The organism is Pseudomonas sp. 7SR1, from assembly GCF_900156465.1.
Lineage (GTDB): Bacteria > Pseudomonadota > Gammaproteobacteria > Pseudomonadales > Pseudomonadaceae > Aquipseudomonas.
In genome coordinates, this window is sequence record NZ_LT707064.1 from 3,355,243 (window position 1) to 3,378,347 (window position 23,105).

Genomic DNA, 23,105 nt, shown 5'->3' on the forward strand with positions numbered 1-23,105 from the left:
CCCTTGCGCCCATGAGCATCAACCGCCAGGTTCGCCTAGGCGACTTTCTTTTCACCGGAGAGTAACGAGGAATCCATGAAGGTTCTTGTAGCTGTCAAACGAGTGGTCGACTATAACGTCAAGGTTCGCGTCAAGGCGGACAACTCCGGCGTCGACCTCGCCAACGTCAAGATGTCGATGAACCCTTTCTGCGAAATCGCCGTAGAAGAAGCCGTGCGCCTGAAAGAAAAAGGCGTGGCGACTGAGATCGTCGTTGTCTCCATCGGTCCGACCACTGCCCAGGAGCAACTGCGCACCGCGCTGGCGCTGGGTGCCGATCGCGCCATCCTCGTCGAATCCGCCGAAGACCTGACCTCCCTGGCCGTGGCCAAGCTGCTCAAGGCCGTCGTCGATAAGGAACAGCCACAGCTGGTGATCCTCGGCAAGCAGGCCATCGACAGCGACAACAACCAGACCGGCCAGATGCTTGCTGCACTGAGCGGCTACGGTCAGGGCACCTTCGCGTCGAAAGTCGAAGTGTCCGGCGACAGCGTTGCCGTGACCCGTGAAATCGATGGCGGTGCGCAGACCGTTTCCCTGAAGCTGCCGGCCATCGTCACCACCGACCTGCGTTTGAACGAGCCGCGTTATGCGTCCCTGCCAAACATCATGAAAGCCAAGAAGAAGCCTCTCGAGACGCTGACTCCGGACGCTTTGGGCGTTTCCACCGCCTCCACCAACAAGACCCTGAAAGTCGAAGCGCCGGCTGCACGCAGCGCGGGCATCAAGGTCAAGTCGGTGGCTGAACTGGTCGAGAAACTGAAAAACGAAGCGAAGGTAATCTAACGATGACTATCTTGGTAATCGCCGAACACGACAACAAAGCGCTGGCTCCTGCCACGCTGAACACCGTTGCTGCCGCTGCCAAAATCGGTGGCGATGTGCACGTCCTGGTGGCCGGTCAGGGCGCAGGCGCCGTTGCCGAAGCCGCTGCGAAAATCGCTGGCGTGAGCAAGGTCCTGAACGCTGACAATGCCGCTTACGCGCACCAGCTGCCGGAAAACGTCGCTCCGCTGGTGACCGAGTTGGGCAAGGGCTACAGCCACATCCTGGCAGCCGCGACCTCCAACGGTAAAAACATCTTGCCGCGCGTCGCCGCTGCCCTGGATGTCGACCAGATCTCCGAGATCATCTCGGTAGAAAGCGCCGATACCTTCAAGCGTCCGATCTACGCCGGTAACGCCATTGCCACCGTGCAATCGAACGCCTCGGTCAAGGTCATTACCGTTCGCGCCACCGGTTTCGACCCGGTTGCCGCCGAAGGTGGCTCGGCTGCCATCGAAGCCGTGGGCGCCGCCCATGACGCCGGTATCTCCAGCTTCGTCAACGAAGAGCTGGCCAAGTCCGATCGTCCGGAACTGACCGCTGCCAAGATCGTCGTTTCCGGCGGCCGTGGCATGCAGAACGGCGACAACTTCAAGCACCTGTACGCCCTGGCCGACAAGCTGGGCGCTGCCGTCGGCGCTTCCCGCGCGGCGGTCGACGCAGGTTTCGTACCCAACGACATGCAGGTCGGCCAGACCGGCAAGATCGTTGCGCCACAGCTGTACATCGCCGTCGGTATTTCCGGCGCGATCCAGCACCTGGCCGGCATGAAGGACTCCAAGGTGATCGTTGCGATCAACAAGGACGAAGAGGCGCCGATCTTCCAGGTGGCCGATTATGGCCTGGTGGCGGACCTGTTCGAGGCCGTTCCAGAGTTGGAGAAGCTGGTCTGATCCGGCATCTTCACTTATAAAGAACCCGGCCGGTTGGCCGGGTTTTTTATTTCTGCATCGTGTGTTTGCAAGGGGAGCGTATCGTCATGGAGCTTCATCGTCTGGCTGGCTGGTCGCTGGCGTGGTTGCTGACAGGTGCACCGGCCCTGTCCGTTGCGGCCGGCAAGTGTGAGCGACTGATCGCCACCGGCAGCCCGGATGCGCCACCCTACCTCTGGCAGGACCCTCAGGACCCCAAGCACCTCATCGGTGCCGGCGCCGACCTGCTGACGAAAGTGGCGGGTGAGTTGGGTATCAAGGTCGAACTGCTCTACGCCGGCAAGCGGGCCCAGGCGCTGGAGGAAGTGCGCAGCGGCCGCATGGACCTGCTCACCGATGCCCCGCTGACCACCGCCGGGCTCGATTCGCTCGATTACATCCACCCGCCGTTGCTGGAGAACGATTACCTGGTCTGGACCCGCAAGGATTCGCCCCTCATCGCCGAGCGCCCCGAAGACCTCCACGGCCACACCGGGGCGTTGTCGGAAAAGGCGCGCATGACCCAGGCATTCGGTATGTTCGCAGAGCAGCAATTGTCCCTGGTACGCACCTCCAACTTGACCCAGGCCTTTCAGAAATTGCTGCTTGGAGAGGTCGAGTATGTCCTGGCGGGGCGCTATTCGGGCCTGGCGATGGCGCAGACGTTGGGCATGGCGCAAGACCTCCAGGCCATGCCGCAACCGGTGGATAAACCGGGGCTGTTCCTGGCGGTTTCCCATGACTCGGCCTGCAATGACCCATGGCTACGCGGACAGCTGGCGCAAAAGATGACAGAATTGGCCGCGTCCGGCCTGGCGGAGTCTGTATTGCAACGCAATCTCGAGCGCTGGAACACACAGTTGCAGTCATCTGCCAGCGCCTCAAAACAGTAGGGAACATTAGTGACTATTCGACCTCTTTTCGCTGCCCTGGCCGTTCTGGCTCTGGCGGGCTGCGCAGCCGATCCGGCGCCGAATGAACAGATCCGCCTGACCGAACAGGCGTTGGAGCAAGCCCGGGCAGTGGGTGCCACCGCCGACGAAGTGCCGGAGCTGAAACTTGCCGAAGAAAAGTTCGCCCGGGCCAAGAGCAACATGGCTGACGAATCGTACAAGAAGGCGCGCATGCGCGCCGAGCAGGCCGAGCTGGATGCGCGCCTGGCGGAAGCGAAGGTGCTGACGCTCAAGAGCCAGGAGCAATTGAACGTGCTCAACACCCGCATTGCACGCCTGCGCAAGCAATTGAGGGAGGATGCCCAATGAAACTCTCCCATGTGATGGGCAGCCTGGTCCTGCTGGGGCTGGCCAGTCTGTATGGCTGCGCGGGGCAGCGCAGCGAGGCAGCACTGGAAAAAGCCAGCGACGACTTCCAGAAGGTCAAGGAAGACTCCAACGTGTTGCGTGCCGCGCCCAAGGACGTGATACGCGCCGGTGAATCACTGGCCCGTGCCGATCGGCTTTCCACATACTGGGGCAGTGGCGAGGACGTCTTGCATTACGCCTACCTCAGCCAGCGCTACAGCGAAATTGCCCGGGAACACACCAACCAGGTGCTCAACGAAGAGCGCGCGGCGAAACTCGAACTGGAGCGCCAGCGCCTGCAGTTGGCCTTGCGAGAGTCCAAGTTGCTCAGCGTCCAGCAGCAAGGCAAATGGCTCGAAGAGCAGATCAAGGAAATGGCGACCACCCAGACCGATCGCGGCCTGGTGATGACCCTCGGTGATGTCTTGTTCGACACCGGCGAAGCTGAACTCAAGAGCTCGGCCAACCGGGTAGTGCTCAAGATCGTGCAGTTCCTGCAGCTCAATCCCAAGCGCGTGGTGCGCATCGAAGGGTATACCGACAGCACCGGAGGCAAGCAGGAGAACCTCAAGCTCTCCCGCGACCGCGCGCAGTCGGTGGCGGACGTGCTGGTGGATCTGGGTATCGATGAAAAACGCATCCAGGTCGAGGGCTACGGCGATCAGTTTCCGGTGGATGTGAACGCTACCGAACGAGGGCGGGCGCAGAACCGTCGTGTTGAAATCGTCTTTTCCGACGAAAAGGGCCAGCTCGGCGCCGCCCGCTGAAACTTGCCTGATCCAAAAACCCGGCCCCCTGCAAAGGCGCCGGGTTTTTGCTTTCTGAACCAGCCATCATGAGTACAGTTGGGGCTATCAACCCACTGTACTGTCGAGTAATCTGGCAACTGTCCCAGTACACTTCTAAACTGTTCCGGTATCGTTTCCGACAAGAATAAAATGCCCGTGAAATCGAGTGCTGCGCCATGACCAATCTCTTGCTCTATCAACGTATTGCACAGCAACTGGCTGAAGACATCCGGCGTGGTGTGTATCAGCCCGGTGAACGCGTGCCTTCGGTGCGCAAGATGAGCTCACAGCTCAACGTCAGCCACGCGACGGTGTTGCAGGCCTACGCGAACCTCGAGGACCAGGGGCTGATTCGGGCGCGGCCGCAATCGGGCTATTACGTGCACCAGACCCCTGCGCTCACGGCGTCGACCCCGGATATCGCCCGGGTGGAGCGCCCGGGCCTGGTGACCCGCAGCAGCATCATCCAGCAGGTGCTGGTGGAGTCGCGACGCGAAGGAGTGTTTCCCCTGGGGGCGGCGGTGCCGAGCGTCGATTACCTGCCAGTCCGAGCGCTGCATCAGCAGTTGGCCAAGGTCACGCGCTTCCACAGTCCGCGGGCGTTCAGCTACATGTTCAGCCCGGGTTTCGAGCCGTTGCGGCGTCAGGTGGCGATCCGCATGCGCGATGCCGGCGTGGTGGTGGATCCCTCCGAAGTCGTGATCACCCACGGCTGTGTCGATGCGCTGCAGATGTCCTTGCGAGTACTGACCCGCCCGGGAGACCTGATTGCCGCCGAGTCACCCACCTACTATGGCTTGTTGCAACTGGCGGATCTGTTGGGGCTCAAGGTCATCGAGATTCCCAGCGATCCGGTGACCGGCATGAGCCTGGAAGCCCTTCAACTGGCGGCCAACCAATGGTCGATCAAGGCATTGGTACTGACCACGCGCTTGAGCAACCCTCTTGGCGGGACCATGCCGGAAGAGCGGCAGAAACAGCTGTTGCGCCTGGCATCGGACTTCGACATCCAGATCGTCGAGGACGATATTTATGGCGAGTTGATGTTCGAGCAGGGCCGTACCAAGGCGCTCAAGGCCTATGATCGGCTGGACCGAGTCATCTACTGTTCGAGCTTCTCCAAGACATTGTCACCGGGCGTGCGCATTGGCTGGATGATCGCCGGTAAATTCCAGCAGGAAATCCAGCGGCTCCAGACCTTCAGTACCCACTCGGCCTGCAGCGTCACCCAGATGGGCATTGCGGCCTATCTGGAAAATGGCGGCTATGACCGGCACCTGCGCTATATCCGCCAGGAATACCGCAAGAATCTCAGCGCCTTCCAATTGGCGGTGCAGCAGCATTTCCCCGAGGGTACGCAGATGAGCCGCCCCACCGGGGGCTTCATCCTGTGGGTCAGCCTTCCGGGGCGGGTCAATACCCAGGAACTGCATGTCCGTGCGCTGCAACAGGGCATCAGCATCGCACCGGGGTTGATCTTCAGTAATACCGAGCAGTTCAACCACTGCATCCGCCTGAACTGTGGCATCCCCTGGAATCGCGAGGCGGAACGGGCCTTGATGACGCTGGGGCTGCTGGCCACTCAGTTGTGCCAGGAGACGGCCGGCGGGTTCTTTTAGAAAATCCGCTTGAAGATCAGCACCTTGGATTGATGTGCTTGTCAGCGCCCCATTATCGGGCGAGCATGGGTACCTCTGTCGTAGCTGCCATTGTATTTATGAAAGTCATTGCTCCTGCCGCCTGGGTTCTGATCGGCCTGCTGACCGCCTTCCATGCCGAAGGCGTTCTGGCTGCGCCAGCGCAGGAGAAACCGGCCGCCAGCGCCACGAACAACGTGTCCAAAAAAACAGTGGCGGCGAAAAAGGCTCCTGCCAAAAAAGCGGTCTCCCCGAAGAAGAAACGACCGCCCATTGCCTCCAAGACCAAGTCGGCCCGGGAAATCGCCAAGACTCCCCTGCCTGCGGCCAGACTGGACCTGAGCCTGCCTCATGAAATGGTCGAGGAGCTGGAGCCGCCGGGAAAAGCCCCTTTGCCCAAACGTGAGCCGCTGCTGCCGTCGATGTTTGGAGAGAAGCCTGGTCCGTTCCAGCTCAACGGTCGTCTGCTGAGCAACGAAATGCAGCTTCCGCTGCGTAATCAGGAACGCAACGAGGTTGAAGGGGCCGCGTTGGACTTCGAATTCAAACAGTGAAACCTGATGGCCATCGAGCCGTCGCTGACTGTCCGGTCGTCTGCATTGAGCGAAAAAACGCGTTCACGGCAATTTAAAACGAGCGTTTTAGCCGTTACTCTGTGTTGCGTTATGAATCCGTTACCTGTCGTGAGGATGTCGACGTCATGAAATGCCGTGAAGGCTGTGGCGCCTGTTGCATTGCCCCTTCCATCAGTTCGTCGATCCCTGGCATGCCCCATGGCAAGCCTGCCGGCGAACGTTGCGTGCAGCTGTCAGTCGATAACCTGTGCCAGATCTTCGGGCAGCCGGAACGTCCGGCGGTCTGCTCGGGATTCGCGGCCGACATCGAGGTTTGCGGCAGCAGTCGTGAAGAAGCCATTCGATTGCTCGGATGGTGGGAACAAGTCACCGCAGCGTAACGGGTCGACGGACGGGTCCTGGCGATTCGTTCCGATGACAAAACTCAATGAACGGACTTCGACAATAAGGAAAACACTATGGGTTCGCTGCATCGTATGGCTGTGTCGTGTGGTCTGGTCGTTCTGTTGGCGACGGCAAGCGCCCAGGCCGAAGACTGGAAAGTCGCCAAGGAGCAGGACGGCATCAAGGTTTCCCTCAGTGAAGTGGCCGGCTCCAAATACAAGGCCTACCGTGGCGTCACCGTCATGAACACCACGGTGGACAAACTACGCGCCCTGCAGGAAGACGTTCCCGGGGCCTGTGCCTGGATCCACGAGTGCAAGAAGCAGGAACTGATCAAGCACGAAGGCGACAAGAGCTGGACCTACACCCAGTTCAACACGCCGTGGCCTGTCACGTCACGGGACTCGGTGCTGGAAGTCACCACTGTAAACGGTGCCGATGGAAGCCTGACCCGTAACCTCAAGGGTGTGCCAACCTATCGGCCAGAAGAAAAGGGGTTCGTGCGGGTGACCCAGGTCGACGGGTTCTGGAAGTTGACGCCCAAGGGCCCGGGCCAGGTCGAAGTGGTCTATCAGGTCCATACTGAGCCAGGTGGGGATGTACCGTCCTGGCTGGCCAACAAGTTCGTGGTGGATGCGCCATTCAATACGCTGAAAGCCCTGAAAAAGCTTGCCGAAGAGAAGTAATCGGCGAGATTGTCTGCAAACAGCATCGACAGACCGCCGCGAGGCGGTCTTTTCATCTGTACCGCCCAGTACCCGGCGGAACGATCGTTCAGCCTTCAAGGTCGAGATAGAGGTAAGCCCGACGATGAATTGATCGAGGAGACACCAATGCGCAAGTGGGAGATCACTTTCGTTGATGATCACGGCGAAGCCATCGCCGAGCAGTTCGACCATGACCAGGAACCCACTATGGAGCAGGCAGCTCAGCTGATTCGTGAAAGATTGCTCCCGGTGTCCGCCAAGCTGGATCTCAATGACCTGGAAGGAAGGACAGAAGATCCCACGGTGAAGAATCTCAAGTCCCAGCACAGCATCGAAATCATCAGTATTAAACCGATTTCATGAAATCGTGGCCTGGCCCCGCTTGGCAGTGGCCATGACTTGCGACTACTCTGCAAACGAGATCAGCGAAGAGATCGCTAAGGTCTGGTCTTGTCAGCTACATGCTTGTGTCCCGACGGTCAGTTGATGCCGTGTTGCACGCAATCCCCGGATTGCCTGCGCGGGAAGACGGAAAGTCTATCCATCGATTTGAGGAGGACGTTTCATGAGCACAGCCTATCAAGAAGACATCAGCACCCGTGTGTTGCGCCGCATGAAAGAAGGCGGGTTCGATTTTTCACAATTCCATCCCATCGAGTTCTACGCCATCTTCCCGGATGAGGAGCGGGCGCGCAGGGCGGCGGGTCAATTTCGGGGTGAGTCCCTGAATGCACAGATCAGTCCACGGGATGACGGTGGCTGGTCACTGGAACTGAGTCGGGTGATGTACGCCACCTACGATGACATCGGGGACTTCGAGCAAGACTTCGAAGCGGTTGTGGAGCCCTTGGGCGGTGTCATCGAGGGTTGGGGCGTCAAGCAGGAAATCCGGCGCTTCCAGGCCTGAGGATTCATCCGCGACAACTGACAACGGCTGGCCTTTGGGCCGGCCGTTTTTCGTTTTGTACCCAACTGTATCCGGGACGGGCCGGGTTCTTTTTCCATGTCTATGCTCAGGGGAGCGAAGCTCCTGCGCCGCAACGAACCAGCGGCGCAGGAGAGGGCCGCGATGCCTTGATGTCGGATGACAGGGAGAACGGCATGAGCCGCGCCGGTTTTGATGAAATGTACGATGCCGAGGGTCAGGTTCGCCCGCATTACCGGGCGTTTGCCCATTGGCTGGCGTCAGCGCCGGAGGAGCTCCTGGCCCAGCGGCGGCGCGAAGCCGATCTGTTGTTTCATCGTGCGGGAATTACCTTCACGCTCTACGGCGATGAGCAGGGAACGGAGCGCCTGATTCCCTTCGACACGATCCCGCGCAGCATTCCCGCCAGCGAATGGCGAGTCGTCGAGCGTGGCTGCGTCCAACGGGTCCGGGCGCTGAACATGTTCCTGGCCGACCTCTACCATGAGCAACGGATCATCCGTGCCGGCATCATCCCGGCCGAACAGGTGTTGGCCAACGAACAATATCAGCTGGCGATGCAAGGCCTGGATCTGCATCGTGACGTCTATGCCCACATCTGCGGTATCGATCTCGTACGCGATGGGGATGGCACGTACTACGTACTCGAGGACAATCTTCGTACGCCCAGTGGCGTGAGCTATATGCTGGAAGACCGCAAGATGATGATGCGGCTGTTCCCCGAACTGTTCGCGGCCCAGCGCATCGCCCCCATCGACCATTATCCCAACCTGCTGCTCGATACCCTGAGAAGCGCCAGCGCGCTGGAAGATCCCAGCGTCGTGGTGCTCACGCCGGGGCGTTTCAACAGTGCATTCTTCGAGCATGCATTCCTGGCCCGGGAAATGGGCGTGGAGCTGGTGGAAGGCGCGGACCTGTTCGTACGCGATGACAAGGTGTTCATGCGTACCACCGACGGGCCGAAAGCGGTGGATGTGATCTACCGGCGCCTTGACGATGCGTACCTCGATCCGCTGGCCTTCAATCCGGAATCGATGCTCGGCGTGCCGGGGATCCTGTCCTCCTACCGCTCCGGCAACGTGGTGCTGGCCAATGCCATCGGTACCGGCGTGGCGGACGACAAGTCGGTGTACCCGTTCGTCACCGATATGATCCGTTTCTACCTGGATGAAGAACCGGTCCTGAAGAACGTTCCCACCTGGCAGTGTCGTGATCCTGTCCATCTGTCCCATGTACTGGCGCACCTTCCAGACCTGGTGGTCAAGGAAACCCAAGGTTCCGGTGGGTATGGAATGCTGGTGGGGCCTACTTCGACGAAGGCCCAGATCGACGCATTCCGGGAGCGGATCAAGGCCAGGCCGCATGCGTATATCGCCCAGCCGACGCTATCGCTTTCCACCTGCCCGACTTTCGTCGAGAACGGTATCGCACCGCGCCACATCGATTTGCGACCGTTCGTGTTGTCCGGCCAAGAAACCCGGGTAGTGCCCGGTGGCCTGACCCGCGTAGCGCTTCGCGAAGGATCGCTGGTGGTCAATTCGTCCCAGGGTGGTGGCACCAAGGACACCTGGGTGGTCGAGCAATGAGGGAGCTACGATGCCAGGAAGCCTGCCATGTTGAGTAGAACCGCCTCGGACCTTTACTGGATGTCACGTTACCTGGAGCGGGCGGAAAATCTCGCCCGGATGCTCGACGTCAGTTATTCGCTGTCCTTGATGCCCCAGGACGGTCATGGCGATGGCCTGCACGAGTTGGCCATGCCCTTGCTGATCACCGGTACGCTGGATGACTACCGGGAGCGACACGGCGATCTGCATGCCGAGCGATTGCTGCATTTCTTCGCCCTGGAGGCCGCCAACCCCGCCAGTATCTACAGTTGCCTCGGGGCGGCTCGGGCCAGCGCCCATGCGGTGCGTGGGCGAATTACCGCCGACATGTGGGAAAACATCAATGCCACCTGGCTGGATATCCGCGATATTGCCGGGCAGGGCCTGGGGCGTTACGGGCTGAGCCGTTTCTGTGAATGGATCAAGGAGAGGTCCCACCTGTTTCGGGGGGCAACCTATGGCACCGTCATGCGCAACGATGCGTTCAGGTTCATCCGCCTGGGAACGTTTATCGAAAGGGCCGACAACACCCTGCGTCTGCTCGATGCCCGCTATGAGATGGCCGGCGACCAGGCTGACGCCGTCAGCGACGGCACGGCCCATGCGTATTATCAGTGGAGCGCGGTGTTGCGTGCCCTGTCTTCCTTCGAAGCCTATACCGAGATCTACCGCGATGCCCCCGGAGCCCGCCATGTGGCCGAGTTGCTGTTGTTGCGTGCCGATGTGCCGCGCTCGCTGCGCGCCTGCACCGAGGAAATCGACCAGATCCTGGCCAGCCTGCCAGGGACCAATGGGCGGCCGGCGCAACGCCTGGCGGCGCAGATGGATGCACGCCTGCGCTATACCGGTATCCATGAAATCCTTGATGGAGGTCTGCATGCCTGGCTCACGGAGTTCATCCCGAGGGTCCGCGAGCTGGGCGACGCGATCCACCGTTCCTACCTGGAGGTCATATGAGACTCTCGATCAGCCACGAAACGGCCTACCACTATGAACATCAGGTTCGCGCCAGCATCCAGTACCTGCGCCTCACACCCCAAGACAGCGAACGCCAGCACGTGCTGAGCTGGAAGCTCGACTTGCCTCGACCGGTGCGTTCCCAGCTGGATCCGTTCGGCAATATTCTCCATGTGCTCACCCTGGACGAGCCCCACGAAACCATCATCATTGGTGCACGCGGCCAGGTCGATATCGATCCCTCGCATGAGGCCGAGCATGAGCAACGCTCGGCGCTACCGTTCCTGCGGTTCACCCGGCTGACCGAAGCGGACGAGGCCTTGCGTGACTTCGCCCATGAGCAGTGCGGGCAACGGCGTGACCGCGTGGCACTGATCGACCTGATGCACGGGCTGAACCGGCACATCGCGTATACCCCGGGCTCGACCCAGGTCGAGACCCGCGCGGCACAGGCGTTCGCCGGCCGCAGCGGGGTGTGCCAGGATCATACCCACGCCTTCCTGGCCTGCGCCCGCAGTCTGGGCGTGCCGGCGCGCTATGTGTCTGGCTATGTGTACAGCGACGGCTGCGAGCACCTGGCCAGTCATGCCTGGGCCGAAGCCTGGCTCGACGACGCCTGGTACAGCTTCGATGTCACGCACCAACTGGCCCGCCCGGAGCGACACTTGAAACTGGCCGTAGGCCTGGATTACCTCGACGCCTGCCCGGTACGGGGCATGCGTCGCGATGGCGGTTGCGAGCAGATGCGGGCCCGGGTGGTCGTGACGCCGGCTACGGTGGTTGCCTGGCAGGAACAATGATGCCTCATGGACTCGGCAGCTGTTTGCGTCCGGCCATGTGCTTCAGATAACCCACCAACAGGTCCAGTTCCGAATCCGGCAACACCGCTGCGGAGAACCCTGGCATCTTCCCTTGGGGCCAGCGGCGCAGGCTCTGGGGGTCGCGGATGTAGCGTTTGAGGAAGTCCCCCGAGAAGTATTCGGTGGGATTGAAGGGAATATTCAGGTCCGGACCGAACTGTGCGTCGCCCGCGCCATTGAGGCGGTGACACGCCAGGCAGTTTTTCTGGAACAGCTCGAAGCCTTTGTTGACCGGATCGTCCTTGGCCAGGGTAGGCGCCGGCAGCAGGGCAGGGAAGCGTTCGGCTACCGCTGGCAGGCGCTTGATGCTCGCCACCGCGTAGGGCCATTGCTCGGGGCTGATATGGCCCGCCTGCGGATCGGTCCAGACCAGGTAGAAAGGCCCGGCGCTGTGCTTGCCTTCACCCAGTGGAGGCCATGGCGCGGCCGGATCCTCTATCGCCAGCCAGGCGCGTGCGCCGCTCTTGTTCAACAAGGGCGCAGCGGGCAATTCGGCGGCGAAGCCATCCAGTGCCACGGCTTGCAGATGATCGTCCGGCTGGATGCCGGTCAACAACTCCGTCAGCGGCACGGCGCGGTAGGTCATCGGTTTCTTGTAGGAGACGTCCTCGGCGATTTGTACGGTCCGGGCTTGCGGATGCTTGAGCAGTTCTTCTGTTTGCCAGGTGCGTGTATTCGCGCCCAGTTCCAGCGTCAGCTGGGCGGCGTACAGGGGCGTGCCGAGCAGCAACGCCCCGAGCATGATGAGAGCCTTCAATGGATCGCCTTCCATGTCGAGTGGGGTGCCGCAAAGGTTGGCACAGCCACTGCGGCCCGAACAACGAGCCTGTCGCTTTTTTTAGCGAGAAACACAGTATCGAGGCAACTGCCCGCGTACGGATTCAGCCGATCATCTTGGGGATATTCGGCAGAATCAACAGCAGCGTCGTGGCGAAGAGAATGAGTCCGGCTTGACGAACTTTCGTATGTTTGAACATGGCTGACCCGCCTTTTTTGTTATTTCCTGAGCCAGCCTGCATAACTCCATGACGGCTGGCGTTGCACTTCCTGTCTGACAAGCGCCTCGGCAAAACCCGACGACTCTCTTGTACAAGGATTACATTAGGGGCCGCAGCCGGCTTGGCTTAGATCCAATTAGTATCAGTTTTTAACCAGCAGTTATCAAAACGCTATGAGGCCTATTGCCATCTACCTGAAGGACCTTTTGCTAGACAGTTCGCTCTCCTGAAACGGTTAACCCGATAGCTCGCTACCGTTCGTCTGACCGTGGTCGTCAACGCTGTTGAGCGCTGTGGTCATTGAATCCCCTGCCGCTGGGCTTATGGTTGGAGGCCTTGCATACAACTGCGGTTCGAGGGTGTCATGACCGAGGCTTTGATTTTCGACGCGTTGCGCACGCCCCGTGGCAAGGGCAAGGCTGACGGTGCCTTGTACAGCGTCAAGCCGGTGAGTTTGGTGAGTGGGCTGCTCAATGCCCTGCAGCAGCGCATGGACCTGGATACCGGCCAGGTGGATGACATCGTGCTCGGGTGTGTGACACCGGTGGGCGACCAGGGCGCCGACATCGCCAAGACCGCCGCCGTGGTGGCAGGCTGGGATATCAGTGTCGCGGGCATGCAGCTCAACCGGTTCTGTGCCTCGGGCCTGGAAGCGGTGAACCTGGCGGCGATGAAAGTGCGCTCCGGGTTCGAAGACCTGGTGGTGGCCGGTGGCGTCGAATCCATGTCCCGGGTGCCCATGGGCAGCGACGGCGGGGCCTGGGCGCTGGATCCGCAGTCCAACCTGTCGGGGCATTTCATACCCCAGGGCATTGGCGCCGACCTGATTGCCACCCTGGAAGGTTTCAGCCGGGAGGATGTCGACCGCTATGCACTGCATTCCCAGCACAAGGCTGCGCGAGCCAGGGCGGACGGTTCGTTCGATCGATCCCTGGTGACGGTGCGGGACCAGAACGGCCTGGCGCTGCTGGATCAGGATGAATTCATTCGCGCCGACTCGACCCTTGAGGGTCTTGGCAAGCTCAAGCCGAGTTTCGAGGCCATGGGCCAGATGGGATTCGATGCCACCGCACTCAGGGTCTACAGCCATGTCGAGCGGATCGATCATGTGCATACGCCGGGCAACAGCTCCGGGATCGTCGATGGCGCGGCGCTGATGCTGGTCGGCTCCGAAGCCAAGGGGCGGGCCCTGGGCTTGCAACCCCGTGCACGGATCGTCGCCACGGCCATCACCAGCACCGACCCGACCATCATGCTCACCGGTCCCGCGCCAGCTACCCGCAAGGCCTTGGCCAAGGCCGGCTTGCGGGTGCAGGACATCGACCTTTTCGAGGTCAACGAAGCGTTTGCCTCGGTGGTGCTCAAATTCATCAAGGACATGGCCATCGATCCGACGAAGGTCAACGTCAACGGCGGTTCCATTGCCCTGGGCCATCCCTTGGGGGCGACGGGGTGCGCGATCCTCGGCACCTTGCTCGACGAACTGGAGGCGCGTCGCCTGCGTTATGGCCTGGCGACCCTGTGCGTCGGTGGTGGCATGGGCATCGCCACGGTGATCGAGCGTCTCTGAGCCCGTCTTCAAGGAACCGTATTTTTTTAGGAACGCTATCGATGACCGATGCCATACGTTACGAAACAGGCCCCGACCGGATTGTCGTCCTGACCCTGGATATGCCGGGCCAGAGTGCCAACACCATGAATGCGGTGTACCGCGAGGCCATGGCCGCCTGCATCGCCCGACTGAGTGCTGAAAAGGACCGCATAGCCGGGGTGGTCATCACGTCCGCCAAGAAAACCTTCTTCGCTGGCGGCGATCTCAACGAACTGGTCAAGGTCGGCAAGGACCAGGCCAAGGCGTTCTACGACATGATCCTGGCTCTCAAGGCGCAACTGCGCGCCCTGGAAACGTTGGGCAGGCCGGTGGTGGCCGCTATCAACGGCGCGGCCCTGGGCGGTGGCTGGGAGCTCTGCCTGGCCTGTCATCACCGTGTGGCGCTGGACGATCCATCCGTGCAGATCGGTCTGCCGGAGGTCACCCTCGGCCTGCTGCCGGGCGGTGGCGGGGTGGTGCGGATGGTGCGTCTGCTTGGCTTGGAGAAAGCCTTGCCGTATCTGTTGGAGGGTAAGAGGGTCACCGCTCGGCAAGCCTTGCAGGTTGGGTTGATCGATGAGCTGGCAGGCGACCGTGACGAGTTGCTGGCCAAGGCTCGCGCCTGGATACTCGCCAATCCGAATGTGCTCCAGCCCTGGGATTTGAAGGGGTATCGGATTCCGGGGGGCACGCCATCCGACCCGGGCATGGCGCAGATGCTGGCGATTGCACCTTCGATTCTGCGCAACAAGACCCAGGGTTGCCTGCCGGCGCCGGAGAAAATCCTTTGTGCAGCGGTGGAGGGCGCACAGGTGAGCTTCGACGCTGCGCACTTGATCGAAACCCGCTATTTCACCGAACTGACCACCGGCCAGGTGGCAAAGAACCTGATCGGTACCTTCTGGTTCCAGCTCAACGAGATCAAGGCCGGACGCTCCCGTCCGCAAGGCTTTGCGCCGTTCTCGACAAAAAAAGTCGGCGTGCTGGGAGCCGGTATGATGGGCGCCGGTATTGCCGGTGTCTGCGCCCAGGCCAACATCGAGGTGGTCCTCAAGGACATCGACCTGACCGCGGCAGAGAAGGGCAAGGCTCGTCTGGCGGCTTTGCTCGACAGCAAGGTCGACCGCGGGCAGATCAGCGCGCAACAACACGAAGCCACGCTGGCGCGGATTCATGCCACTGACCGCGATGCCGACCTCGCCGGCTGCGACCTGATCATTGAAGCGGTGTTCGAAGATCGCGCCCTGAAGGCCAGGGTCTCGGCCGCCGCCCAGGCTCTGGCAGGGCACGACGCCGTGATTGCCTCCAACACTTCGACATTGCCTATCACCGGCCTGGCGACGGCGGTACCGGACCCGACGAAGTTCATCGGCCTGCACTTTTTCAGCCCGGTGGAAAAAATGCCCCTGGTGGAAATCATCAAGGGCGCCGGTACCAGTGATGAAACCCTGGCGCGCAGTTTCGATTTCGTCCTGCAGATACACAAGACGCCGATTGTGGTCAACGACAGTCGCGGCTTCTTCACATCACGGGTCTTCGGTACCTTCGCCCAGGAAGGCATCGCCATGCTCGGCGAGGGCGTGAGTGCGCCCATGATCGAGACCGAAGCACGCAAGGCCGGCATGCCGGTCGGCCCCTTGGCGGTTTCTGATGAAGTTTCCCTCAGCCTGATGAGTCATATTCGCGCCCAGACCCTTCAGGATCTGGAGGCGGAAGGGAAAGCCCCCATCGAGCATCCCGCGTTCGCGGTAATCGATTGGCTGCTCAATGAATGCAAGCGCCCAGGCAAGGCCGCTGGAGCGGGTTTCTACGAATACCCGGCCAGCGGGCCGAAGCACTTGTGGCCGGGACTCAAGATGCATTTCGAGGAGGCGGGCAGGCGGATTTCAGCGCAGGATATCCGTGACCGCTTGCTGTTCATCCAGGCCCTGGAGACGGTGCGTTGTGTGGAAGAGGGCGTGCTCAATTCGACGGCCGATGCCAACGTCGGCTCGATTTTTGGCATCGGCTTCGCGCCATGGACCGGCGGCGCGTTGCAGTTCATCAACCAGTACGGCCTGAAGGATTTCATTGCTCGCGCCCAGTATCTGTCCGAGCAATATGGCGAGCGTTTCGCTCCGCCGGCCCTGTTGCTGGAAAAGGCCGCGAAGCAGGAGCTGTTCTGACGACGAGGAAGGGCTTGCCTTGGAACAGTGTTTCGAGGCAGGCTCTTGGGTGTGCAATATTCCCATCACCGTGTCAGGTATTTTTTATGTCGCTACGCATCTGCATCTTGGAGACCGATATCCTGCGTCCGGAATTGGCCGATCAATATCAGGGCTACGGGCAGATGTTCCAGCGCCTGTTCTCGCAGCAGCCCATCGAGGCGCAATTCGTCGTCTACAACGTGATGCAAGGCCATTACCCCAGCGATGACGAGCGTTTCGATGCCTATCTCGTGACGGGCAGCAAGGCTGACTCCTTTGGCACCGATCCGTGGATTCAAACCCTCAAGGCCTTCCTGCTGGATCGCTACAAGCGGGGCGATAAATTGCTGGGCGTCTGTTTCGGGCATCAGTTGCTGGCGCTGTTGCTTGGCGGCAAGACCGAGCGCGCGACCCAGGGCTGGGGCGTAGGCACCCATCGCTACAAATTGGCAGCCAAGGCGCCATGGATGAGCCCGGTGATGGAAGAGCTGACCTTGCTGATCAGCCACCAGGACCAGGTCACCCAGCTTCCGGAAAACGCCACGGTCATTGCCTCCAGCGATTTCTGCCCGTTCGCCGCCTACCACATCGACGATCAGGTGTTGTGTTTCCAGGGCCATCCTGAATTCATCCACGACTATTCCCGGGCGTTGTTGGATATTCGCCAGGAACACCTGGGCGAAAAGGTCTACAGCCAGGGTGTGGCAAGCCTCGAACAGGAGCACCACGGCACGACCGTGGCGGAATGGATGATGCGTTTTGTCGCCCATAAGCCCCAGGGGTAAGCGTCGCAGGAAGGGTAGTCGGAGGGCGGGCTTGTCTGGAGAAGGGGCGGCCTGTCCGTTATCGATGCCGACTGACCGGGCAGCATTGCGCAACGCCCTGCACCATGGCTTCGGGCGTCATCCAGGAAATCCTGCCTTTGGACCGCTCTACAACCACCCCGATCGCTTGAAGCTCGCCCAGAGCCCGGTGCACCCCACCGCGATCACTCCCAGCACCATGAAGTAGCCGTAATGCCAGGTCAGCTCTGGCATGTTCTCGAAGTTCATCCCGTAGATACCGGCCACCGCCGTGGGAAATGCGAGGATCGCGGCCCACGCTGCGAATTTGCGCTGCACCACGCTCTGGCGCGACGCTTCGAGCAATACCCCGACCTCGATGGTCTGGCTGGCGATATCCGCCAGGGTGGTCAGGTCTTCCATCTGCCGCGTGACATGGATCTGCACATCGCGGAAGTAAGGACGCATGTTCTTGTCGATGAAAGGAAAGCTCAGTCTCTGCAGTTCTTCACTGATTTCCACCATCGGCGCCGCGTAGCGACGCAGCCGTAAGACGTCCCGTCGCAAGCCATGGAGTTTCTGGATGTCCCGTTCGTTCAGGGCGCTGCACAGGACATGTTGTTCCAGCTCATCGATCTCGGCATGAATGGCTTCGCCCACTGGCTGGTAGTTCTCGATCACGAAGTCGAGGATGGCATAAAGAACGAAGTCTTCCCCATGCTCCAGCAGCAGGGGACGGGCCTCGCAGCGTTGTCGCACGTAGGCGTAGGACGCCGAGTGGCCGTTACGGGCGGTGATGATGTATCCATTGCCAGCGAAGATATGGGTCTCGATGAACTGCAGCTTGCCGTCCTTGCGTACCGGTGAATACGTCACAATGAACAGCGCATCGCCGAAGGTCTCCAGCTTCGGGCGGCTGTGCTTCTCCATGGCGTCTTCGATCGCCAGTTCATGCAGGTTGAACTGGCGCTGCAGGTTGGTCAGTTCCTCGTTATTGGGCTCCTCGAGGCCGATCCATACGAAATGATCGGGTTTGGCGGCCCAGGTGCTGCCTTCATCGAGGGTGATATTGGTGACTTTCTTACCGGCGCTGTAGACCGCAGCGGCAACGACTCTACCCATGGTGGTGGTTCACTTTTCTTGGAAATGGCAGTGACAGGCTATGCGATGCGCAGCTTAGCGCGCCCTGATGCTTGAGAGTCAGCAAAATCCGCCAAGTTCGCCGGCAAAAGAAAACCCGCCGTGGGGCGGGTTTCGTTCAGGATTTGCGGATCTGTCGATCCATCGACTCGATGCATTCATGCATCTGCTCACGGCATTGGTTCATGAGCCGGGGCATGTCTTCCATGCTCAGCCCGGCTGTAGGAATTGCTGGCAATGAGCGTATGAGAATGTCACCGCTGCGCCAGCGATTGAGGCGCATGTGGTTGACGTAGTTGCTGACGCACACCGGGACAATCGGTACCCCGGCGGCGATCGCCATCTGGAAGGCGCCTTTCTTGAATGGCAGCAACTCATGGCCAAGATTGCGCGTACCCTCCGGGAATACCCAGATGGACGTATCTTCATGCTGCAACGTGTGGGTGGTGGTCAGCATCGCCCGGCGTGCCTTGATCGCGTTGCCCCGGTCGATCAGCACGTTACCCGCCAGCCAGAACAGTTGCCCGAACAACGGCACCCATTTCAGACTCTTCTTGCCGATGCACACGGTGCGCCGCGGCACCACGCTGCCGAAGACGAACAGGTCATAGTTGGACTGATGATTGGCAATGATCACGCAGCTCCGAGGCTTGTTCGCCAGCGTATCCACCCCGGCCTTGAGCCGCAGGCCCAGGATCCACATCGCGGGCCAGGCATACAGCCGGGCGCATAAACGGCTGTTGTCCGGATTGAACGGTCGGCAGACGCCAAGGATCAGGCCGAGCACACCCGCGAGGATAAAGTGCAGGCCCAGCAACAACATACGCAGTACGAACAACATCTACAGGCCCATCGGGACAAAGGTGGCGCAGTGTACGGATGTGCACTGTTTTCGGCAATTACTGCCCTGCAGGAAGGAGATGGGCGATGTTCGACGGCGTGCCCACGGATGGACGCGTCAGAAGCAGGCTAGAGCGGCCGGGGATTTTTAAACGCAACATGAAAAAGCCCGACACGTGGGCCGGGCTTCGATTCGCGGGTGTAGATGTCAAACCTGGAAATCCTGGTCCAGCAGAATGGCACCGTCCAACGTGTCCAGCAGAGCCTTGCGTACTTTCAACTTGGTCTGCTTGTGGGCGTTCATGTTGATTTTCTTCAACTGACGTGCCGCTTCCAGCGCAGCCCCTTGCAGCTCTTCGGCCGATACCACCTTGTCGAGGAAGCCGGCATCCACCGCTGTCTGTGGATTGAACATCTCGCCGTTGATCACCGAGCGATGGAAGGCAGACTTGCGCAGGCGATCACGGGCCAGTTCGATTCCGGCGTGGTGCATGGTCATGCCGATCTGCACCTCGTTCAGGCCGATGCTGAAAGGCCCGTCCACGCCGATGCGGTAGTCCACCGAAAGCAGCAGGAAAGCGCCCTTGGCCACTGCATGGCCCGGGCACGCGACGATGACGGGGAAGGGGTGTGACAACAGGCGACGGGCAAGGGTCGAGCCCGCCGTGACCAGGCTCACCGCTTCCTTGGGGCCGGCAGTCATCACCTTCAAGTCGTAGCCGCCCGACAGAATGCCCGGTTGGCCGGTAATGATCACCACCGCCCGATCCGCCACTGCCCGATCCAGCGCAACGTTGAACGCGGTAATCACATCCGGCGAAATGGCGTTGACCTTGCCGTTGTTCAAGGTCAGGGTCGCGATACCGTCTTCGAGATGGTAGGCAATCAGATCGCTCATGACGCTATTCCTTGTAAGAGAAGTGATGCAGACGTTACCCACCACCGCAGGTCAGGTAAAGCGCCGTGACTGACTCACCGGTCAGTGCCGGACCTCCTAAACAGCCTGCTCCACCCAATCGGCCGCGCTGGGGGCCATCACATCGCGTACAGACCGACCCAAAGATTGTCCGGTTTGCCATGTCCGCTGGATTTCAAATCGTCGTCCATCTTAAGCGCATGAAAATTCTCAAAAAAACCTTTGCCATCAGGAAAGCTTTCGACTACATTAGCGCGCCTCGACAGACTGAACAGTTTGCCGAGACACGGTGAAGTGTCCGAGTGGCTTAAGGAGCACGCCTGGAAAGTGTGTATACAGGAAACTGTATCGAGAGTTCGAATCTCTCCTTCACCGCCAAATTCGTTGAACACAAACCCCCGATTTTCAAGAGAAAATCGGGGGTTTGTGTTTTCTGGTGCCTGCAAAAAAGTAGCGATAGGGGCCCCGATCGATGCCGACGGTCCGCAGTTGCGTCGAGTTGGCCGGCTGGGGTGGGTATGGAGGTCGGATGCTGGCGTGCCGATGATGGTTGAATGGCCCGTCGCCGTCATTGGATAGTCGTTTTTGATTTGCTACTGTCCAGGCGTGGAATGGATTTGCTAACCAGACGGTACATTTTCGGTGGCAGCCCCTTCACGCTCGAACTACGCTCAAAACATCGTTTGTCGATTGGAAATGGAAAAATGAAAAGGATGTCGCCTGCTGTCATTGCGCTGACAATGTTCGTCGCATGCTCGAATACCGTGCTGGCCGATGCCGCTTCGCTCAATGACGCTCGTACCCTCGTTGCCCGGTCCGGAATGGGCAATAAACTCTCCTCCCTGGCGCTTTTGACGGCCAAGAGCAGTACGACCTACGCGGTTATCGCCGACAAGCTGGGAAACGCGAGTGCGAACAGCGCACTGTCCGATGAGATCAATGCACTGTTGCCGCAATACCAGCCCAAGTGGGATGAAAACCTGGCGGCTGCCTATGAACAGTCGTTTACCGGAGAAGAGTTGGCGTCCCTTGCCACCGAAGGCCGCGCCTCGAAGTACGCGCCGAAGGTCAGGGAGCGGCAAGACGGGATTGGTCGCTACATGGCGGTGAATGCCGAGCCTATCCTGGCGGCCCTGGCCTCCGATGCACTCAAGGCGACCTTGTCCAAATACGTTTCTCCACAGTAGGAAGCAGGTTTCGTCTGAAGAGCGCCAGGTTCAATTGCGTTTCGCCAGTCAGTGCCCTTTCCCAGCATCAGGCAACTTCGCAGCAGTATCGGGCAAAAGTTTTTGAGTGCGTGCCGTTAAGGTTTTCCCGGAGAGAAAATTCATCAACCGGGAGAAACCGCCATGACTCTATGGACAAGTTCGATCGTGCGTCTTCAGTTCTTTTTGCTGTGCCTGATACTGCCGGGAGCCGTTTGGGCTTCGCAAGCCTACGGCCAGGATGCCAACGCGCATCGGGTCCACCAGTCCTTCGTGAATTGGCAGCAGGGCAAAGGCAGTGTGTTCGATCTGCTGGCGCCCAATGCCAGATGGACAGTCGCCGGCTCCAGTCCCGTCTCCGGAGTGTACGAGAGCAAGGCAGATTTGATGGACCGGGCCGTACGCCCCATTACAGCCCGGCTGGCAACGCCTATTTTCCCTACGGTCCAGAGCATTGTTGCCGAAAATGACATCGTGGTCGTTCTCTGGAGCGGCAAGGCAACGGCGCTGGACCAGCAGCCCTATAACAATACTTACCTGTGGCACATGAAGTTCAAGGACGGGAAAGTGATCGAGGTAACCGCCTTACTCGACACTTATGTGCTGAACGACCTCCTGCACCGCGTGAAGCCAGCCGGTTGAGTCGGCCTTGACGCATTGGCGCTCCAGAACAAAAGCAGCTATGCATGGTCTTTGAGAACCGAAACTCAACGCCTGAGGTTGCATAATGAGTCTGATCGATTGTCCTGAATGCGCTTCCCGAATTTCCGACAAGGCTTACGCTTGCCCGCATTGCGGCAACCCGTTCAGGGAGCCAAGTTTCCGATTGACGGAAAAAAACGTCGGCCAGATCGCCGGAGTGACCGGCGTCTGGCTTACCGCGCCCTGGATCGCCCGCATGGTATTCGGTGTGACGGCCGTGATCGCGGTTGCTGCCGTGCTGATCCTGCGTTGAGGCAAGCGGGGGGACGCGACGCTGGGGCTGGTGACTACCGCGAGGTTGCGGCTGAACTCGAATACTCCACAACGCCGGTGTGTCTTGCCGTGAACGAGATGGTATCGCCTGTCTTCATCTCCAATCGCTCGCCGGTGTCGAGGGAAATGGCGATATGGCCTTCGATCAGCACGAAGGCTTCGTCGTTATCGAAGCACCAGCGAATTCAGACGGATGTGAAGTCAAAACACCCTGGAGGAAGGCAGGCCTGATGGCGGCTGCCTTGTTTGCACCACGCTCTCAGCCGGACGGGCTGCTGGCAGGTTCCAGCTGACGCATGCCGCGTTCGATCACGGCATCGATGTAACTTGAGTCGTCGTAGATGCGCGCCAACAGAATCGCACCTTCGAAATCGGCCACCAATTGTCGCGCCAGGCCATGCGCCTCAGCCTGGCCGTGGGCGGCGCGATAAAGCTCGGCGAAGGCCTGGGCCCAGTCATCCAGAAAGCGCCGGATCGGCGCCATGAGTTCCACCTTTCCATAAGTGGCATCGACTGCCACGACGCCCATCAGGCAACCGATCGAATCGTCCTGGAAAAGTCGCTTGGCCTTGCGTCCCATGCTGGCGAGGCGTTCGTGCACCGGCAGGTTTTCATCGAAGGCAATGGCGAACAACGATTGCTTCAATCGCTCGTGCGTCCAGTCCAGCACATCCCGCAGCAGCGCTTCCTTGTTGGGGTAATGGTGATAGAAGGAGGCCTTGGTCAGGCCGCAGGCCGATGACAGTTCATCCATGGTCGTGCCGTGGTAGCCGAGACGCTTGAAGGTATTGGCACAGCGTTGCAGAAGCACATCGCGTGGGATTTTCGGTGGACGCACGGGTAACTCCTGCGAACGATCATGCAAATTGATTCTACGGCATAAGCCTGACCGTCACAATTTGACGGTTACCGAATGTTTGTTTAGTTTTCTTGAACCGAACGTTCGGTAAGTAATG

26 protein-coding genes and 1 tRNA gene are annotated in these 23,105 nt (G+C 60.1%); 21 read left to right on the plus strand and 6 right to left on the minus strand.

The window, feature by feature from the left end; genetic code table 11:
• The first annotated feature begins 75 nt into the window (after window positions 1–75).
• The 14 genes from BW992_RS15325 to BW992_RS15390 all read left to right on the plus strand — a co-directional run bounded on the left by BW992_RS15325 (window position 76) and on the right by BW992_RS15390 (window position 11,456).
• Entirely contained in the window at window positions 76–825 is a 750-nt protein-coding gene (locus BW992_RS15325; RefSeq protein WP_039760104.1) for an electron transfer flavoprotein subunit beta/FixA family protein, read from the plus strand.
• Between the two features lie 2 nt (window positions 826–827).
• The gene (locus BW992_RS15330) at window positions 828–1,757 is read left to right on the plus strand and encodes an electron transfer flavoprotein subunit alpha/FixB family protein (protein ID WP_072393286.1); all 930 of its coding nucleotides are present in this window, start codon (window positions 828–830) and stop codon (window positions 1,755–1,757) included.
• Between the two features lie 86 nt (window positions 1,758–1,843).
• Window positions 1,844–2,668, plus strand: coding sequence for a substrate-binding periplasmic protein (locus BW992_RS15335; RefSeq protein WP_076406500.1), 825 nt, complete (start codon window positions 1,844–1,846; stop codon window positions 2,666–2,668).
• A gap of 9 nt (window positions 2,669–2,677) precedes the next feature.
• Window positions 2,678–3,037, plus strand: a complete 360-nt coding sequence (locus BW992_RS15340; RefSeq protein ID WP_072393279.1) for a DUF4398 domain-containing protein — start codon at window positions 2,678–2,680, stop codon at window positions 3,035–3,037.
• The gene (locus tag BW992_RS15345) at window positions 3,034–3,843 is read left to right on the plus strand and encodes an OmpA family protein (RefSeq protein ID WP_072459188.1); all 810 of its coding nucleotides are present in this window, start codon (window positions 3,034–3,036) and stop codon (window positions 3,841–3,843) included. Before BW992_RS15340 ends, BW992_RS15345 begins: the two co-directional genes overlap by 4 nt.
• Window positions 3,844–4,040: 197 nt before the next feature.
• Window positions 4,041–5,483, plus strand: a complete 1,443-nt coding sequence (locus tag BW992_RS15350) for an aminotransferase-like domain-containing protein (protein WP_072393273.1) — start codon at window positions 4,041–4,043, stop codon at window positions 5,481–5,483.
• A gap of 98 nt (window positions 5,484–5,581) precedes the next feature.
• Complete coding sequence (locus tag BW992_RS15355; protein ID WP_072393271.1) at window positions 5,582–6,055, plus strand: translation initiation factor 2; 474 nt, start codon at window positions 5,582–5,584, stop codon at window positions 6,053–6,055.
• A gap of 146 nt (window positions 6,056–6,201) precedes the next feature.
• Window positions 6,202–6,456 carry a YkgJ family cysteine cluster protein gene (locus BW992_RS15360; RefSeq protein ID WP_072393268.1) on the plus strand — a complete coding sequence of 85 codons (255 nt, stop codon included), beginning with the start codon at window positions 6,202–6,204 and terminating at the stop codon, window positions 6,454–6,456.
• Window positions 6,457–6,534: 78 nt separating this feature from the next.
• The gene (locus BW992_RS15365; RefSeq protein ID WP_072393265.1) at window positions 6,535–7,146 is read left to right on the plus strand and encodes an START domain-containing protein; all 612 of its coding nucleotides are present in this window, start codon (window positions 6,535–6,537) and stop codon (window positions 7,144–7,146) included.
• A gap of 147 nt (window positions 7,147–7,293) precedes the next feature.
• Window positions 7,294–7,530, plus strand: coding sequence for a hypothetical protein (locus tag BW992_RS15370; protein ID WP_072393262.1), 237 nt, complete (start codon window positions 7,294–7,296; stop codon window positions 7,528–7,530).
• A 202-nt stretch (window positions 7,531–7,732) separates the two neighbouring features.
• A complete protein-coding gene (locus tag BW992_RS15375; RefSeq protein WP_072393259.1) occupies window positions 7,733–8,074 on the plus strand; it encodes a ribonuclease E inhibitor RraB in 342 nt (113 codons plus the stop codon).
• Between the two features lie 194 nt (window positions 8,075–8,268).
• Window positions 8,269–9,678: a circularly permuted type 2 ATP-grasp protein gene (locus BW992_RS15380; RefSeq protein ID WP_076406502.1), complete on the plus strand. Its 1,410-nt coding sequence runs from the start codon at window positions 8,269–8,271 to the stop codon at window positions 9,676–9,678.
• Between the two features lie 27 nt (window positions 9,679–9,705).
• Entirely contained in the window at window positions 9,706–10,656 is a 951-nt protein-coding gene (locus BW992_RS15385; RefSeq protein ID WP_072393252.1) for an alpha-E domain-containing protein, read from the plus strand.
• Window positions 10,653–11,456, plus strand: a complete 804-nt coding sequence (locus BW992_RS15390) for a transglutaminase family protein (RefSeq protein WP_072393249.1) — start codon at window positions 10,653–10,655, stop codon at window positions 11,454–11,456. Before BW992_RS15385 ends, BW992_RS15390 begins: the two co-directional genes overlap by 4 nt.
• Window positions 11,457–11,460: 4 nt before the next feature.
• Here BW992_RS15390 and BW992_RS15395 read toward each other — a convergent pair whose 3' ends face one another.
• Window positions 11,461–12,288 carry a c-type cytochrome gene (locus BW992_RS15395; protein ID WP_072393246.1) on the minus strand — a complete coding sequence of 276 codons (828 nt, stop codon included), beginning with the start codon at window positions 12,286–12,288 and terminating at the stop codon, window positions 11,461–11,463.
• Window positions 12,289–12,878: 590 nt separating this feature from the next.
• On the opposite strand from BW992_RS15395, the gene BW992_RS15400 reads away from it, so the two are divergent.
• From BW992_RS15400 to BW992_RS15410, 3 genes are all read left to right on the plus strand, one after another.
• Window positions 12,879–14,084 carry an acetyl-CoA C-acetyltransferase gene (locus BW992_RS15400; RefSeq protein ID WP_072431826.1) on the plus strand — a complete coding sequence of 402 codons (1,206 nt, stop codon included), beginning with the start codon at window positions 12,879–12,881 and terminating at the stop codon, window positions 14,082–14,084.
• 41 nt (window positions 14,085–14,125) lie between these two features.
• Window positions 14,126–16,270 carry a 3-hydroxyacyl-CoA dehydrogenase NAD-binding domain-containing protein gene (locus BW992_RS15405; RefSeq protein ID WP_076406505.1) on the plus strand — a complete coding sequence of 715 codons (2,145 nt, stop codon included), beginning with the start codon at window positions 14,126–14,128 and terminating at the stop codon, window positions 16,268–16,270.
• 86 nt (window positions 16,271–16,356) lie between these two features.
• Complete coding sequence (locus BW992_RS15410; RefSeq protein ID WP_072431828.1) at window positions 16,357–17,076, plus strand: amidotransferase; 720 nt, start codon at window positions 16,357–16,359, stop codon at window positions 17,074–17,076.
• 147 nt (window positions 17,077–17,223) lie between these two features.
• On the opposite strand, the gene BW992_RS15415 is transcribed toward BW992_RS15410, so the two are convergent.
• From BW992_RS15415 to BW992_RS15425, 3 genes are all read right to left on the minus strand, one after another.
• Window positions 17,224–18,195 (minus strand): magnesium and cobalt transport protein CorA, encoded by a 972-nt coding sequence (locus tag BW992_RS15415; RefSeq protein WP_072393234.1) that lies wholly within the window; start codon window positions 18,193–18,195, stop codon window positions 17,224–17,226.
• Window positions 18,196–18,331: 136 nt separating this feature from the next.
• Complete coding sequence (locus BW992_RS15420) at window positions 18,332–19,054, minus strand: lysophospholipid acyltransferase family protein (protein ID WP_072393231.1); 723 nt, start codon at window positions 19,052–19,054, stop codon at window positions 18,332–18,334.
• A gap of 207 nt (window positions 19,055–19,261) precedes the next feature.
• The gene (locus BW992_RS15425; RefSeq protein ID WP_076406507.1) at window positions 19,262–19,951 is read right to left on the minus strand and encodes a crotonase/enoyl-CoA hydratase family protein; all 690 of its coding nucleotides are present in this window, start codon (window positions 19,949–19,951) and stop codon (window positions 19,262–19,264) included.
• Window positions 19,952–20,257: 306 nt separating this feature from the next.
• Here BW992_RS15425 and BW992_RS15430 point away from each other — a divergent pair.
• The 4 genes from BW992_RS15430 (at window position 20,258) to BW992_RS15445 (ending at window position 22,129) form a co-directional block, all read left to right on the plus strand.
• Window positions 20,258–20,347, plus strand: a tRNA-Ser gene (locus tag BW992_RS15430).
• 176 nt (window positions 20,348–20,523) lie between these two features.
• Entirely contained in the window at window positions 20,524–21,156 is a 633-nt protein-coding gene (locus BW992_RS15435) for a hypothetical protein (protein WP_143147045.1), read from the plus strand.
• 162 nt (window positions 21,157–21,318) lie between these two features.
• On the plus strand, window positions 21,319–21,816 hold the full coding sequence (locus tag BW992_RS15440; RefSeq protein ID WP_231991056.1) for a nuclear transport factor 2 family protein: 498 nt from the start codon (window positions 21,319–21,321) through the stop codon (window positions 21,814–21,816).
• A gap of 85 nt (window positions 21,817–21,901) precedes the next feature.
• The gene (locus tag BW992_RS15445; RefSeq protein WP_072393222.1) at window positions 21,902–22,129 is read left to right on the plus strand and encodes an integrase; all 228 of its coding nucleotides are present in this window, start codon (window positions 21,902–21,904) and stop codon (window positions 22,127–22,129) included.
• 34 nt (window positions 22,130–22,163) lie between these two features.
• Here the strand turns inward: BW992_RS15445 and BW992_RS27550 are convergent, their stop codons facing one another.
• Together BW992_RS27550 and BW992_RS15450 are read right to left on the minus strand one after the other, a co-directional pair.
• On the minus strand, window positions 22,164–22,301 hold the full coding sequence (locus BW992_RS27550; protein WP_371856268.1) for a hypothetical protein: 138 nt from the start codon (window positions 22,299–22,301) through the stop codon (window positions 22,164–22,166).
• A gap of 107 nt (window positions 22,302–22,408) precedes the next feature.
• On the minus strand, window positions 22,409–22,987 hold the full coding sequence (locus BW992_RS15450) for a TetR/AcrR family transcriptional regulator (RefSeq protein ID WP_072393219.1): 579 nt from the start codon (window positions 22,985–22,987) through the stop codon (window positions 22,409–22,411).
• Between the last annotated feature and the right edge of the window lie 118 nt (window positions 22,988–23,105).

Excerpts from the sequence above, each read along its gene's own strand:
- BW992_RS15355 (WP_072393271.1), top strand. The coding sequence starts at position 5,582 with ATGAAAGTCATTGCTCCTGCCGCCTGGGTTCTGATCGGCCTGCTGACC.
- BW992_RS15445 (WP_072393222.1), top strand. The coding sequence starts at position 21,902 with ATGAGTCTGATCGATTGTCCTGAATGCGCTTCCCGAATTTCCGACAAG.
- BW992_RS15390 (WP_072393249.1), top strand. The coding sequence starts at position 10,653 with ATGAGACTCTCGATCAGCCACGAAACGGCCTACCACTATGAACATCAG.
- BW992_RS15365 (WP_072393265.1), top strand. The coding sequence starts at position 6,535 with ATGGGTTCGCTGCATCGTATGGCTGTGTCGTGTGGTCTGGTCGTTCTG.
- BW992_RS15350 (WP_072393273.1), top strand. The coding sequence starts at position 4,041 with ATGACCAATCTCTTGCTCTATCAACGTATTGCACAGCAACTGGCTGAA.
- BW992_RS15410 (WP_072431828.1), top strand. The coding sequence starts at position 16,357 with ATGTCGCTACGCATCTGCATCTTGGAGACCGATATCCTGCGTCCGGAA.
- BW992_RS15420 (WP_072393231.1), bottom strand. The coding sequence starts at position 19,054 with ATGTTGTTCGTACTGCGTATGTTGTTGCTGGGCCTGCACTTTATCCTC.
- BW992_RS15405 (WP_076406505.1), top strand. The coding sequence starts at position 14,126 with ATGACCGATGCCATACGTTACGAAACAGGCCCCGACCGGATTGTCGTC.
- BW992_RS15380 (WP_076406502.1), top strand. The coding sequence starts at position 8,269 with ATGAGCCGCGCCGGTTTTGATGAAATGTACGATGCCGAGGGTCAGGTT.
- BW992_RS15395 (WP_072393246.1), bottom strand. The coding sequence starts at position 12,288 with ATGGAAGGCGATCCATTGAAGGCTCTCATCATGCTCGGGGCGTTGCTG.
- BW992_RS15435 (WP_143147045.1), top strand. The coding sequence starts at position 20,524 with ATGGCCCGTCGCCGTCATTGGATAGTCGTTTTTGATTTGCTACTGTCC.
- BW992_RS15385 (WP_072393252.1), top strand. The coding sequence starts at position 9,706 with ATGTTGAGTAGAACCGCCTCGGACCTTTACTGGATGTCACGTTACCTG.
- BW992_RS15330 (WP_072393286.1), top strand. The coding sequence starts at position 828 with ATGACTATCTTGGTAATCGCCGAACACGACAACAAAGCGCTGGCTCCT.
- BW992_RS15360 (WP_072393268.1), top strand. The coding sequence starts at position 6,202 with ATGAAATGCCGTGAAGGCTGTGGCGCCTGTTGCATTGCCCCTTCCATC.
- BW992_RS15415 (WP_072393234.1), bottom strand. The coding sequence starts at position 18,195 with ATGGGTAGAGTCGTTGCCGCTGCGGTCTACAGCGCCGGTAAGAAAGTC.
- BW992_RS15325 (WP_039760104.1), top strand. The coding sequence starts at position 76 with ATGAAGGTTCTTGTAGCTGTCAAACGAGTGGTCGACTATAACGTCAAG.
- BW992_RS15370 (WP_072393262.1), top strand. The coding sequence starts at position 7,294 with ATGCGCAAGTGGGAGATCACTTTCGTTGATGATCACGGCGAAGCCATC.
- BW992_RS15400 (WP_072431826.1), top strand. The coding sequence starts at position 12,879 with ATGACCGAGGCTTTGATTTTCGACGCGTTGCGCACGCCCCGTGGCAAG.
- BW992_RS15440 (WP_231991056.1), top strand. The coding sequence starts at position 21,319 with ATGACTCTATGGACAAGTTCGATCGTGCGTCTTCAGTTCTTTTTGCTG.
- BW992_RS15335 (WP_076406500.1), top strand. The coding sequence starts at position 1,844 with ATGGAGCTTCATCGTCTGGCTGGCTGGTCGCTGGCGTGGTTGCTGACA.
- BW992_RS15425 (WP_076406507.1), bottom strand. The coding sequence starts at position 19,951 with ATGAGCGATCTGATTGCCTACCATCTCGAAGACGGTATCGCGACCCTG.
- BW992_RS15375 (WP_072393259.1), top strand. The coding sequence starts at position 7,733 with ATGAGCACAGCCTATCAAGAAGACATCAGCACCCGTGTGTTGCGCCGC.
- BW992_RS15345 (WP_072459188.1), top strand. The coding sequence starts at position 3,034 with ATGAAACTCTCCCATGTGATGGGCAGCCTGGTCCTGCTGGGGCTGGCC.